Here is a 13,594-nt window from a genome sequence, read left to right as displayed (position 1 = left end):
TGCATGGAAAAATTAGTATGAAAGCACTTCAACAACAAGCTCTTGTAATTGCGATGTCAGGTATGTCTACTCAAACAGGAAGCCCTTTGAGTGGTTTGCTAGCACGTGATGCTCCTCCAACTCCTGCTGAATTAGACCAATTAGCAATTAACTTGCGTAATCGTGTAACTCAGATTGATAGTTTGCTTGAACGTTATAAAGATAAGTTATCTGCATTAGATGGCTTGCCTGAAGATTTAACGAAAGACCTTGAAGAACGCTCCAAAGAAGTTGCGAAACTTGCGGGTGAAATTGAAGAACTTCAGCAACAACTGGTCGATGGTGTTCATGAGCGTAGCAAGCAAGAGCAAGACACAATTGCTGCTGCTCTGATTCGTAACAAAGATGCTGTCGAATTTGCAAAAACGATGGCAACACGTTCAGGTAAGAAAAAAGAGTCGGTCGTTTTTGAAGGTCTAAGTGCGCGTAATGTCATCACTTTGGCTGGTATGGGTGCAAATGCTTCATTAGCAAAAAATGATGTTTCACGCACAAGCTTCCAAGCGCCATTATCGATCATCGATATGATCAATTGGGGTTCAGCAGATGGAGATGTAGCCATCTTCTTGCGTGAATCAGCTTTTGAGATTATGGCTGATATTGCACCTGAAAATACGGAAAAGCCTGAATCAGAATTAGAATTTGGCCCAGTATCATTAAATATTGGAACAATCGCTCACTGGATTCGCGCATCTAAGCAAGTATTGGCTGATATGACTTGGCTTGCAAACTACATCGAAACTCGAATGACTTATGGTGTGCGTTTGAAACTCGAATATTTTGTCGTAAATGGTCATACCGCGACTTCTGGTAATCCTAAATGTTTTAGTGGCTTACTGGAAGCGGCTAACTTTGTGACAGTGACTCCAGATGCTGATGACACAGCCATTGATGTACTTAACCAAGCAAAATACAAAGCAGCAGATTCTTATCTTTTACCTGACAGCATTATTTTGAACCCTGAAGACTGGGGCAAAATCGAACGCATTAAAGGTACAGATGGACATTATATTTTTGGTTCTCCTGGTGCAGCGGTTCAGCCAGTACTTTGGGGTGTTCCAGTCGTATTCGCAGCTTCAATGCCAAAGGGTAAATACTGGGTCGGCAACTTAGCTATTGGTTTTGACGGTCTGATCCGTGAAGATGTTGCGGTTACTGTTTCGACTGAAGATGGAAGCAACGTCACTAAAAACTTAGTCACTATTTTGGCTGAAATGCGCGCTTCAGGTGCGGTTGTATTGCCTGATGCATGTGTTGCAGGTGATTTACCAGTTATTCCAGCAGGTCCTTAATAAATTTGAAAATGAAAGCAGTCCTACGGGGCTGCTTTTTTTTACCTCTTTTTCTGTCACAAAAGGCTATTTTTATGAGTGATTACAACATTACATTAGAAAAACTGAAGCAATACTTGAGTGTTGTTCACAGTCGTGATGACCATTTCATTGAATCACTTATCAAAGTAGCTATTGAAGATGTTCAGAACTGCATTGATAGACGTTTTGATGATCCTACGACATGGGGAAATATTACTTTAGTTGATCCTGGCAATAATATCCCTGCACCGCTCGAAGCTGCTGTAAAAATGGTGGTCGATGATCTTTATCACAACCGATCTACGCAGTTTGATAAATCCTTGTTTGATAACAAAACATTTACCCGATTGTTTTCTCCATATCGAAAAATGGGGGTGTGAAATGTACGAAGCATACATTGATCGAAAGTACTACATGAATCGAGTTTGCAGATCAACTAAAAACCCAGATCAGAAGATGGTTGTGAAAAGGGTCTTACATCCGACTTCTATGAAGCATCCGAATAAATTCATTCTTCAAGCACTGGGAAATAAATCAACGTCGACAGATGTAGTGCCTTATTTTCAAATTGAATTTCGGGTCGATGGCCGTTGGGTTCCTGCCCAGTATTTGTTCGAACATCGAATTAATGAATTGGAGGCAGGTGCATTATGCAATCAGGTCAATTAGATACGTTGTTTGATGTCCTCGAAAGAACAAGTCAAAAAAACTCAGGTGGGCAAACAAAACAAGAATGGGTTCCAATTGGTCAATTCTTTGGTGGTATTGAGCCTATAAGTATTCAAACATATGTCCAATCTGGTGTGCAGGGTTCGGCACTGAATTGTCGGGTTGTCATGCGTCCAGAGGATTTTCCTCAACTTCAGGCTAAACACATGATTAAAAATGTGGATACCAATGATGTTTATGTCATTGATGGCATATTGCCAGTCAATAAAGGTAAATGGAGTTTGATGTGTAAAATTGGAGCACTCTGATGGATATATCAACCAAAATTGAAGGTGTTCAGGATTTAACAAGTCAACTCGAAAAGCTTGAATCCCTAGCAAAACAGGAGCGTCTAACACAGAACGCTCTTTTTTTTGCGTCCAAGCCGATGGTGGATGAGATCAAGCTGAAGGCTCCAGTCGCAGATAAGGAATATTACCGCTATTACCGTGGATCTGCTCGATCACGTCGTAAAGGGAATCCCCAAAATAGTCGTAAGTTAATTACACCCGGAACATTAAAAAAGAGTGTGGCCAGAAAGCGGTTACGCTTAGAACGTAGTGTTGGTGTAGGGATTTATATCAAAAATAAAGCCTTTTACTGGCGATTTATCGAAAATGGCACACCAAATTTTGTGGCAGTTCCCTTCATTCGACCTGCTTTCGATAAGAACAAAGAAAAGTCGTTGGAGCGATTTAAGCAACGATATCGAAAATATATCGATGCCATTGTGCAACGAAAAGCTCTGGAGAGCCTGAATGTTAGCGAGTGAGTTGGTTTATCAAGTTTTAGGGCCTTTATTTAGTGATCGTGTAGGTCCTCATCCGTTGCCTGAAGGTTTTGATAAGTCCAGTACTTATTTGACTTATCAAGGCATTTCGAATGTGGCTTTGACAACAGTTAAAGGTTGGACTGGCCATGACCAGGTTCGAATTCAGGTCAACGTTTATAACCATGACAATATCCAATGTGAAAAAGATGCCATTCAAGCTAAATGGGCGATGGGTGAGCAAAAGATATTGTCATGTGAAGTAATTGGGCAAAGTGATGGCGGTTTAGATGAAGAAACACAACTTTATTGCCAGCAAATTGATTTTTACATATGGCAAACCGCCTGTAATTAAGTGAGGTTTATATGGGTGAATGTGTACAAGGGCTTGTTGATTCACAACAGGTCATTTTTGCAATTAAAGAAAGCTCTGCAACAACATGGGAAGAGTTTTTATATCTAACAGCAATTCCTTTACCGATGGGTGAACGAACATCAGATGATGTGACTACTGTTAAGGACTTGTTTAAACGTGAAGTTGCAGCAGGTGTAGTTTCCTATGCAGCCTTAGAGCTTGAAGGTTTATATACATCATCTGGTGCAGGTCAGGTACAACGTGTCAAATTGACCCGTTATTTCAATCAAGGGACATGTATTGATTGGATGATTATTCTGCCTGATGCGGAAAAAACCTCTTACGATGGTTGTGGCACTTTGGCAAGTCTTGGACCAGTTCGAGATGCCAATAAAAAGAACCGCATCAAAGCGAAACTCACAATTTCAGGAGAAGTTAAAGAGCGTCAAGATGGTGCAAATGTTTTAGACCCAACAGACACCATTACGTTCCCAGTTCTTTAACTCTATCTTCAATTCATATGAGCACTGTTTAACAGTGCTTTTTTTATTCAAAAAATATTTAAATTTAGGATGAAAATCATGTCGAAAAATGCAATTGCTACAGCTTTATTATCTGTTCTAGTCCCTGAAAATGCGATTGAAAAATTAAATGTCGAAGGGCTTGGTGATATTGGCATTAAGCTGTTTACTGCTGGTGAGCGCTCTGAACTCTACACTGCAAATAAAGATTTGAAGGGTGTACCATTTTATGCTGTTGTGATGAAAGCAACTGTAGTTGATCCTGAAACTGGGGAATTAGCATTGAATGATTTAAGTTTTGATGATCTGGCACGTTTGCCACCGACTGTCATGGATGATTTCGTTGCAAAGACTTTCCATTTAAATGGCTTTGTAAAGCGTGAGAAATCTCAGGCGGAAGAAGACCTAAAAAACTAAAAGACCGTCCCGAGTTAATGTTCAAGTTTAAACTTGCATTACGCTTGGGGCGGACTGTTTCTGAACTTGACCGCACAATGTCTGCACGTGAATTGGATATGTGGCAGGCATTCAATTATTTCGAACCAATTGGCATTAGCCGTGAAGATGCACTTGCTGCAAATATTGCCTACACAATTGCAAGATCGCAGGGTGTATCTGATATTTCGCTTTCAGAATTTATGCTCTTCAGAAATATTCCTGAGCTTATAGATGCTGATTCAGAGGAATTGGACCAAGGGGCAACTAAAGCTGAAATTGAAGATATGTGCGTGAATATGAAGGCGATGTTTTCAAAAGTAGTTTGAAGCATTTATAGTCTAATCTTTGTAAATCATGGGGGTTAGACTATTGAAGAAAATTGTTATTCTGTGTTCCATATTTTTAAGTACTTTAAGCTGGGCAACTACAAAAGAGTCTGAAAAAGAAAGTGCATGTAACTTGTACGATCAAATTGCTGAAAAGGTGATGACTTATAGGCAAACTGGAGCTCCAATGTCAGCTATGTATGGTAAGGATTTTGGCACACCCGATAGAAATAAACTTGTCAGGGGCATGCTAGAGGAAGCATATAAATCACCCAAATATCAAAGTGAGCAAGTTAAGCAGAATGAAGTTAATGAATTTAGGAATCGAAAATTTTTAGAATGTATTCGACTCTATAAGTAGATTCTACAAATTAGTTGACCACCCAGAAGGGTGGTTTTTTTACGTCTGGAGAAAAGTGAATGTCTGACATTTTAAGCCGTGTGCAAATTTTGCTAGATGCAGATACAGCACGATTTGAGCAGAAAATGAAAGAAGCTCCAGTCGTTGCAACCAAAAGTTTTGACAAAATTTCTTCCAGTGCAAAAGTCATGGCGGGAATTGTAGCCACTGCTGCAATGGCTGGTGCAGGCGCACTTATTACCTACACCAATGAACAAGTTAAAGCAACTCAAGAGCTGCAACGCTTTGCATATTTGGCTCAGTCTACTCCCCAAGAATTCCAGAAAATGGCAGTGGGTGCCGAGATGATGGGCATTGAGCAAGACAAGCTCAGTGACATTATGAAGGATTGGAATGAGCGATCTGGAGATTTTCTAACGTCTGGTGCTGGTCCATTAGTCGATTTTATGGAGCAAGTAGCAGTTAAGACAGAAAAGGGTGCTAATGGTGCGCATAAGCTTGCCAAAGAACTCTCTGATTTGTCAGGCCCAGCTTCAATGGGTCTATATGTAGAAAAAATGGAAGAGGCAAATTTGTCTCAAGACCAGATGTCATTCTTAATGGAAAGTATGGCTTCTGATTCTACACAGTTATTGCCAATTCTTAAAAATAATGCAGAAGGTATGCGTTTATGGGGTGAAGCAGCAGAAGATGCAGGCATTATTTTAGATGATAAAACCATCGTTGCTGCTCAGCAAATGCAAGTTCAATCCAAAATGTTGGACATGCAGCTTCAAGGTTTAAAGAATCAACTTACATCGGCAATTTTACCTGCATTGGTGGATGTCGCAGATGCCTTCCAGACTGGTGATGACAAAGCCATGGGCATGGCAAATGCTGGTGATGTATTGGCAACAAGTTTACGTGGTGTAGCTGCAGTAGCAATCGGAGTTTATGCGACAGTTAATTTAGTGGCTAATAGTATGGCTGGTGTTACTAAGTCGGCCAATGACTCAATAAATTTAGCAAATCAGGCTGCGGAAAATGGAGGGTTTTTCAGTAAATTACCAGGTGTAAAGCTATTTAAGTCGGGCATTAATTTTTTTACAACAGCACAAGTTGATAACTCAGGCATTGGTATGGCCATGAAGGACAATGCCCAAGTTATTGAAGATTCTGCAAACTCGATTAATTCTCTTTTTGACAATACTGTATCTGATGCAGTGGCAAAGTTGGCAGCTCTACAAGGGCAAGCAACATCTACCACAACGGCAACTACCCAAGGCACCCAAGACTGGCTGGATAAGCAGAATAAGGTCAATGAAGCTGTTGCAAAAGCAGCGAAAGCTCAAGAAGATTTGAAACGTTTGCAGGAACAGCAATACCAAGAGCGAGTACAGATCCACCATCAATATGCTGACAAATTACATCAGATTGATTTGGATTTGGAGACTGAAACTAAGCGTATTCGAGATGCTGCATTCTCTCCGGAGATGACATCACGATACATTGAAGCCGCTAAATCCCGTGCAGACACGCAAAAAGAGCTTTTCAAATCTGAACAAGAATTTGAACTGAATGAGCACAAGTACACTGAACTGCAAAAGCTTGAAGCTGAGTTTGAGCTGAATTTCTTGCGTATTTCAGCAAACAATGACTTAACCCAAGAAATGACAGAGGCTCAGTATAAAGCTTTGGCTGAACGTCATGATCGTGCAATTGCTTGGTTGAAGTTGGAGCGTGAACAGGAAGCATTTGATGCAGGTGAAAGCCTTCGTACTGATTTGCAAAATATGGAGATCAGATTCGATTTAGAGCGTCGTCGAATTCTTGAAAATGCTCGACTTTCACAAGATGAACAAACACGTTTAATTCAATTATCGGAAGCTGCTCAGGGTGAAGAAAAACGCCAAAACTTAAATGACGCTGTAGCGAATTGGGGCGGTACTTTCTCTGATATTACAAATACCAGTGAACAGTACCAGCTAGATCAAACCCGATTCTCAAGAGCTGATGAATCTCAGGCACTTTTCGATGCTCAGATGGCTTTGGCTGATACTGCAGCGCAACGTGAAGAAATTTGGAAAGCACATCATGAGCGTATGCGTTTTATTGAATCATCATATCAACAAGATTCAATAAATATGCATTTGTCAAGCGCTGGATCAGTTACAGGTGCAATGTCAAATATGTTTGAAACAATACTAGGTAAATCTTCGTCAACTTATCAGGCAATGTTTTTTGCTCAAAGATCATTTTATCTTGCGCAAGCAGGAATGAATGTGTGGAAGGCTGCATCTGATGCTTATGCAAATGAACCAGGTACGGTTTGGCAAAAAATGGGTGCAGCAGCTTTAGCAACCATTGAATCAGGATCATTTGTTTCACTCATTGAAGCTGCTACACCTGTAGGTATGGCTCATGAAGGTATTGATAATGTACCAAATGAAGGCACATGGCTTTTAGATAAAGGTGAACGTGTTGTTGATAGCAGAACCAATACTGATTTGAAGAATTTTTTGTCTAATCAACAGAATAGTAGTTCAAATGGATCTGTTTCTATTCAAGTAAATGTTACTGATTCTGGTGTAAGCACTTCTGGTGCAAATACCCAAGATCAGAAGCAACTCGGGCAGATGATTGGAAATGCAGTGAGGAACGTAATTCGACAAGAACAAAGGCAAGGGGGATTGTTGGCTAAATGAGCAACTTAATTTTCACTTGGGATAATGACTTATCTGGCAATTCAGGAACGCATCAATTTAATACTCTCAGTAGTAGTTTTGGTGATGGCTATGAACAAAATGTTTCGGTAGGTATAAATAACCGAAAAGGGACATGGCCAATAACCAAGACTGCAGAACAAGGTGTTATTCAATCGATCAAGCAGTTTCTTGATTCACATAACGGAGCAGATTCATTTTTGTGGGAATCTCCATTGGATGGCCAAGTTCGAGTAAAAGCGGGTGAGTATCAAATTGTTTATCGTGGTTCAGGTTTATATCGCCTGACCACCACCTTCACCCAAGTCTTTTACCCTTAAATCTTATTCAATTTCATGCCCTGCTTAGTCAGGGCTTTTTAGTGAGCAAATTATGACTAAGCAAACAGTTAGTTTGGGTACAGCGCCAACTGGAGCAGGCGGGGATACATTCCGATCTGCTGCTTCAAAATTACAAGCAAATGATAATGAACTCTATGCAGCTTTAGGTGGTGCGTCTGGTACTTTGCCTTCAGCATTACCAATTGCAAATGGCGGTACAGGGGCGACTACAGCACCAGCAGCGAGAACAGCACTAAATCTAGGAACTGCCGCAACAGCAACAATGACTGTATCAGGGAAAGACACTACATCAGGGCGCGTAATAAAAGTAGGTGATTTCGGACTCGGAATAAGTCTTTCTATTGATGACTTAGGCCTAGGCACAGCCATGCCGTCAGGATTTTACGCAGGAGGAAGTGTATCGGCGAATGATACGGCTAACTCGATTGGCACATTCTCTGCTTTTATTCATACCACACGTCGTCAGGAGAGTACGCAACAAGAGCACTCATGGCAGTTCGGCAAAAATCAAACAGTCAACGATATGAAATATAGATTTAATGCTACTGGTACGTGGAGTTCATGGTATACCTTCAATACCACAAGAAATACGACTATAGACGCGAATGGATTTATTAAGGCCGCTTCCCCAATTGTTCAGCTATTTGCTGACAGAATTGAGCTGAATGATGAAGCACAGCTTCAAGAAATTACCTTTGAAAAATTAGCAGTAGGTGATTATTTAATCGGTGGTACAAGTGGTTTTTCGCAAGAAGGCTGGTATGTAGAAACCCCAAAAGATGCCAATGGTAATGTCCTGTTTTCGGTGATTTATGACACATTGGAAAATGGCGATATTTCAGTAAAAACCTATAAGAAGAAATTCGATCTTGAGACAGCTTCAATTGTGGCTGATCTGAGTCAACCTGTAGATATTACACCAGGACGCTGGATCGATTTACGACTGCAGGAAATACCATTAGAAGAGCTGGAGTTATTTGAATCTAGTACACCTCCTGATTTTCAACCAACCAATTTGAGTCAGGCAGTGGCTGAAGCAATGGTGACTTACGATGGCACTGAATAGTGATTTTCAAAAGCTCTATGTCGATGGATTAATTACACTGTATGAACTAGATGCCAGCCAATTAGGGGCTGGCATTTTACGTTTTCATGGCCATATTTCTTATCAAGATTGGGAACGTATATATACATCAATTGGATCAGCAGGATTAATTGGTGCAGATACAGTAGGGATCGGCAAAGTCTTTGATGTAGGTTCTGAAAAAGTTTGGAATCGGAATATTATTTGGCAAGGTCAGAGCTTTGAACCCTTACCGCTTGAAGTGACAGGGTTGGAAATGCGTTCAGATGGTAAAGCATCGGCTCCGTCCTTAACGATGGCCAACAATATTGCTGGGGTACAGAATGCCGTTTCTGCATATTGCCTGCAGTTCAATGATTTTGCAGGTGCCAAACTGAAGGTCATTCGAACTTTAGCGAAATACCTGGATGCGGAGAACTTTAGTGCGGGCAACAGCAGTGCCTCGAATGAATCCAATGAGCAGCTTTGGTATATCGAACAAAAGACTTCAGAAAGTTCAGCACAAGTATCTTTTGAACTCTCCAATCCGATTGATTTTGAGGGGCAAAGAATTCCAGTCCGTCAAATTACCAATATATGCCATTGGTGTGTTATGGGGAATTATCGTGGCGAAGAATGTGGCTATACAGGGGCTGCAATGTTCACTGACAAAGATGAGCCAACAGATAATCCTGCATTAGATAAATGTAGCGGGCGTTTAAGTTCCTGCAAGTTACGCTTTGGCTCTAATCCATTACCAATTGGGGGTTATCCAGCAGCCAATTTAATTGGGTGAATTATGCAATTATCAACAACCATCAAGCATGCCGTCATAGAGCATGCTGCACAGGTGTATCCGCAAGAATGCTGCGGTGTCATCGTAAGTGGAATTTATCTCCCTTGTCGGAATGTCGCTGGTGAATTAAATCAATTTAAAATTCATCATGAAGACTTGGCAAATGCTGAAGACATGGGGGAAATACAAGCCTATGTCCATTCACATCCGAATGCCAGTGCTCGAGCATCTGAACTGGATTTAATCCAAATTGAGTTACACCAAAAGCCTTGGGTAATTTGTGCATATCCAGAAGTTGAATTTCAGATGTATGAACCCTTTGGCTATCAACCTGCTTTGGTCGGGCGTAATTATTACCATGGCTGGCAGGATTGTTATGCCTTGATCCGTGATTACTATCAGCGCGAACACAATATCACGATCCCTGATTTCGAACGTATAGATCGTTGGTGGGAAGATCCAGCGCATGCATCACTGTATTTAGACAATTTTACAAAAGCAGGCTTTTATGAAGTGGATACTTTACAGCGCGGTGATGTGCTTATTTGCCGCGTGGGTCGTACTGAACACCCTAATCATGCTGCTGTGTATCTTGCTGATGATGGCCAGCTGCAGTCGGAACAAAACGAACCCTGCATCGGATCTGCTCTAATTCTGCATCATCCTTATGGGCGCAAGTCTGTACGAGAAATCTACGGGGCACAGTGGCAGGAACGTGTGGTTAAGATTGTGAGGCATCAAGATGTTAAAAACCATTAAGTTGTACGGCATCCTCGGGAAGAAATTTGGCAAACAATTCAAGCTGGATGTGGCCAACACGCGCGAAGCAATGCGTGCATTATCGGCACAAGTTCCTGGCTTTGAAAAGTTCATGCTTCATGCCCATGAGCAAGGCTTGGGCTTTGCGGTATACCAGGACAAACATAATATTTCAGAACAAGAAATTGATATGTCGACAGAGGCAGCAGTCATCAAGATTGTGCCTAAAGTCATGGGCGCTGGTGGTGATAGTGGCGTATTACAGATCGTACTTGGAGTGGTCCTCGTTGTAGCGGGTTACTTTACATTCGGTGCAACCTCTGTCTATGGGATGGCCTTAATTGGTGCAGGTGCAGGGATGATCGTTGGTGGTGTTGCACAGATGTTGATGCCGAAAGTGAGCGATACACAAGACAATAATCAGGATGGCAATAAATCCAATATGGGTTTTGGTGGTGCTGTGACAACAGTTGCCCAAGGGAATCCAGTACCCGTATTGCGAGGTCGTCGTGAAGTTGGCGGTTTTATTGTTTCAGCAGGGCAATATCCAGAAGATCAAATGTAAATAATCTTATTTTATGGGCGCGTTAAGCGCCTTTTTTAATGCTTGGGTAGGCGTATGAATCGAGTGGTGCAAGGTGCAAAAGCGGGCAGCGGTGAAGCAAGAAAGTCTGTCATTGCTACAGACTCGGCACAATCCAAAACCTTTATTAAAATTCTCTATGGTTTATCCGAAGGACCAATCAAAGGCTTGGTTGATGGCATACGTTCTATTTATCTGGACGATACCCCTTTGCAAGATGCAAATGGAATTTGGAACTTTGAAAATGTAACGGTTGATTCGCGTCTAGGCACCAATGACCAAACCTATATCGAAGGCTTTCCTGATATCTCGTCAGAAACGGGTATTGGAGTCGAGCTTAAATCCAGTGCTGCATGGGTCAAGAGTTATACCAATCTTGAACTTGATGCACTCCGTATCCGATTACGCTGGGGACCATTGCGTGAACAGAATATGGAAAATGGGGATGTCAGTGGAATCACCATACTCTACGCAATCGATTTACAAACTGATGGCGGGACGTGGACCGAAGTTTTAAATACCAAAATTTCAGATAAAACCTCTGCCAATTATGAGCGTTCACACCGAATTGATTTACCTAAAGCCAATTTTGGGTGGCAGGTGCGGGTCCGTCGCATAACCCCAAATTCAAATTCAGAATCAGTCAGTGACAAGATGTATGTGCAGGCGATCACTGAAGTGATTGATGCCAAATTACGTTACCCCAATACAGCCTTATTGGGTTTGCAATACGATGCTGAGACATTTTCCAATGTGGCGAAGATGGCAGTTGAATGCGAAGGCGTAGAGATTCTACTTCCGAGCAACTATAATCCCGTCAGCCGTGTTTACACGGGATTATGGGATGGTACATTCAAACGAGCTTACAGCAATAACCCTGCTTGGCATTTTTATGATGCATGTATCAGCAAACGCTATGCGTTGGGTGAGCGTATTAATTCAAGCATGATTGATAAATGGTCAATCTATCGCTTGGGTCAATACTGTGATCAATTGGTTCCAGATGGAAAGGGTGGACAGGAACCGCGTTTCACTTTGAATGTCTACGAGCAATCTCAGGATGATGCCTGGTCTATTCTCTCAAAAATGGCAGGGGCATTTCGTGCTTACATCTATTGGGATGGTCAGGCCATTGTTTGTGATGCGGACATTCCACAAGATACCTATTTCACCTATACCGCAGCCAATGTCCTTGATGGGCATTTTGAGTATTCAGGCACACGTGCACGTGATCGCCACACGGTTGCAAAAGTAGCATGGGATAATCCAAACAACCGTTATAAAACTGAATATGTTTTTGTTCGGGATGAAGCAGCAATTGCCCGACTTGGTATTCGAATTGCTGATATTTCTGCTTATGGTTGTACCAGTGAAGCACAGGCACAACGTGCAGGACATTGGGCACTTAAATCCGAACAATATGAAACGCGCACAGTGACCTTCAAAGTCGGACTTGATGGATTTATTCCGCGCCCTGGTAAAGTCATTGAGGTTGCAGATGAGCTGTTTGCAGGTCGTGCCAATGGTGGTCGTATTGCTGCAGTCAGTGCAGACCTAAAACGAATTACTTTAGACCGTGATGGAGTGATCTGTCAGCCTGGTGATCGCTTGGTGGTGAATGGTGAAAACGGTACAGCACAGGCACGTATTGTTCAATCCATGACAGGGCGAGTAATTACGGTTGCATCGGCATTTGAATCAGTCGCTGTGCAAAATGTTTGGGTTGTAGATGCACAAGATCTGGCCACAATGAAGTTCCGTGTAATTTCAATTACACAGGATGATCGCCATCAATTTACGATTAATGCTCTTCAATACAATGCATCAAAATATGATGCCATTGATAACGGGGCTTTTATTGATGAACGCCCAATTTCGATAATCAATCCGAAACTGCAAAATCCTGTTGCTTCAGTGACGATCAGTTCTGAACAAATGGTGCAGCAAGGTTTAACTGTTGCAACCATGATCATTACTTGGCCACAAGCTGAAGGTGCGGTTAAGTACCAAGTCGAGTGGCGTAAAGATGATGGTTCCTGGTTAAAGTTGCCGATCACTGGGAATAACTCTATTGAGGTGCAAGGGATTTACACGGGCAACTATCAGGCGCGAGTTGTTGCAATTAATGCCTTTGATATTGCTTCACTGGCCACCTATTCAACGCTGACAGCACTGAAAGGAAAGCTGGGTAATCCACCTAAACTGGCGTTCATTACTGCGACAGGCATCTTGTTTGGTATGCATTTGAAGTGGGGCTTTCCTGCGGTGGGTGCTTTGGATACGGCCTATACGGAAATTCAGGTTTCACCTGATGGGATCAGTAATATTGCACAGCTTGGATTGTTCTCATATCCGACCACAACCCATACGATCCAAGGATTACAGCCAAACTTAACCCAGTTCTATCGGGGACGTTTGATTGACCGCATTGGAAATATTGGGGATTGGTCGAACTGGACCAATGCAACAACCTCTGCAGATGCATCGGATGTCCTGGATATTCTGTCTGGAAAGATCACG

Annotated in this window: 17 protein-coding genes; all 17 read left to right on the top strand. The window is 42.0% G+C overall.

Going from position 1 to position 13,594, the window contains the following annotated elements:
- Positions 1 to 17 precede the first annotated feature (17 nt).
- Positions 18 to 1,331, top strand: coding sequence for a phage major capsid protein (locus ACWQ4X_RS06480; RefSeq protein WP_457903132.1), 1,314 nt, complete (start codon positions 18 to 20; stop codon positions 1,329 to 1,331).
- A 74-nt stretch (positions 1,332 to 1,405) separates the two neighbouring features.
- Positions 1,406 to 1,732, top strand: coding sequence for a head-tail connector protein (locus ACWQ4X_RS06475; protein ID WP_457903131.1), 327 nt, complete (start codon positions 1,406 to 1,408; stop codon positions 1,730 to 1,732).
- A 1-nt stretch (position 1,733) separates the two neighbouring features.
- A complete protein-coding gene (locus ACWQ4X_RS06470; protein WP_457903130.1) occupies positions 1,734 to 2,021 on the top strand; it encodes a hypothetical protein in 288 nt (95 codons plus the stop codon).
- Complete coding sequence (locus ACWQ4X_RS06465) at positions 2,003 to 2,329, top strand: phage head completion protein (RefSeq protein WP_457903129.1); 327 nt, start codon at positions 2,003 to 2,005, stop codon at positions 2,327 to 2,329. Before ACWQ4X_RS06470 ends, ACWQ4X_RS06465 begins: the two co-directional genes overlap by 19 nt.
- Positions 2,329 to 2,832, top strand: coding sequence for an HK97-gp10 family putative phage morphogenesis protein (locus ACWQ4X_RS06460; RefSeq protein ID WP_457903128.1), 504 nt, complete (start codon positions 2,329 to 2,331; stop codon positions 2,830 to 2,832). Before ACWQ4X_RS06465 ends, ACWQ4X_RS06460 begins: the two co-directional genes overlap by 1 nt.
- Complete coding sequence (locus tag ACWQ4X_RS06455; RefSeq protein WP_457903127.1) at positions 2,819 to 3,184, top strand: hypothetical protein; 366 nt, start codon at positions 2,819 to 2,821, stop codon at positions 3,182 to 3,184. Before ACWQ4X_RS06460 ends, ACWQ4X_RS06455 begins: the two co-directional genes overlap by 14 nt.
- 11 nt (positions 3,185 to 3,195) lie before the next feature.
- Positions 3,196 to 3,687: a hypothetical protein gene (locus tag ACWQ4X_RS06450; protein ID WP_457903126.1), complete on the top strand. Its 492-nt coding sequence runs from the start codon at positions 3,196 to 3,198 to the stop codon at positions 3,685 to 3,687.
- Between the two features lie 78 nt (positions 3,688 to 3,765).
- Positions 3,766 to 4,122, top strand: coding sequence for a hypothetical protein (locus ACWQ4X_RS06445; protein WP_457903125.1), 357 nt, complete (start codon positions 3,766 to 3,768; stop codon positions 4,120 to 4,122).
- A gap of 77 nt (positions 4,123 to 4,199) precedes the next feature.
- Positions 4,200 to 4,469: a phage tail assembly protein T gene (locus ACWQ4X_RS06440; protein WP_457903124.1), complete on the top strand. Its 270-nt coding sequence runs from the start codon at positions 4,200 to 4,202 to the stop codon at positions 4,467 to 4,469.
- A 43-nt stretch (positions 4,470 to 4,512) separates the two neighbouring features.
- Positions 4,513 to 4,830 (top strand): hypothetical protein, encoded by a 318-nt coding sequence (locus ACWQ4X_RS06435; RefSeq protein ID WP_457903123.1) that lies wholly within the window; start codon positions 4,513 to 4,515, stop codon positions 4,828 to 4,830.
- A gap of 59 nt (positions 4,831 to 4,889) precedes the next feature.
- On the top strand, positions 4,890 to 7,514 hold the full coding sequence (locus ACWQ4X_RS06430) for a hypothetical protein (protein WP_457903122.1): 2,625 nt from the start codon (positions 4,890 to 4,892) through the stop codon (positions 7,512 to 7,514).
- Positions 7,511 to 7,852 carry a phage tail protein gene (locus tag ACWQ4X_RS06425; protein WP_457903121.1) on the top strand — a complete coding sequence of 114 codons (342 nt, stop codon included), beginning with the start codon at positions 7,511 to 7,513 and terminating at the stop codon, positions 7,850 to 7,852. Before ACWQ4X_RS06430 ends, ACWQ4X_RS06425 begins: the two co-directional genes overlap by 4 nt.
- Positions 7,853 to 7,904: 52 nt before the next feature.
- A complete protein-coding gene (locus ACWQ4X_RS06420; protein WP_457903120.1) occupies positions 7,905 to 8,939 on the top strand; it encodes a phage tail fiber protein in 1,035 nt (344 codons plus the stop codon).
- Complete coding sequence (locus ACWQ4X_RS06415) at positions 8,926 to 9,732, top strand: phage minor tail protein L (protein WP_457903119.1); 807 nt, start codon at positions 8,926 to 8,928, stop codon at positions 9,730 to 9,732. Before ACWQ4X_RS06420 ends, ACWQ4X_RS06415 begins: the two co-directional genes overlap by 14 nt.
- Positions 9,733 to 9,735: 3 nt before the next feature.
- Positions 9,736 to 10,491, top strand: a complete 756-nt coding sequence (locus ACWQ4X_RS06410; RefSeq protein ID WP_457903118.1) for a C40 family peptidase — start codon at positions 9,736 to 9,738, stop codon at positions 10,489 to 10,491.
- Positions 10,475 to 11,056: a tail assembly protein gene (locus ACWQ4X_RS06405; RefSeq protein WP_457903117.1), complete on the top strand. Its 582-nt coding sequence runs from the start codon at positions 10,475 to 10,477 to the stop codon at positions 11,054 to 11,056. The genes ACWQ4X_RS06410 and ACWQ4X_RS06405 overlap by 17 nt, the downstream gene beginning before the upstream one ends.
- 54 nt (positions 11,057 to 11,110) lie before the next feature.
- The coding region (locus ACWQ4X_RS06400; protein WP_457903116.1) for a host specificity protein J at positions 11,111 to 13,594 on the top strand (2,484 nt) is incomplete at its 3' end.

The organism is Acinetobacter sp. NigerLNRRAM0016, from assembly GCF_054112845.1.
Note: the sequence above shows the minus strand (reverse complement) of the source record. Positions and strands in the feature narration are given on the sequence as shown.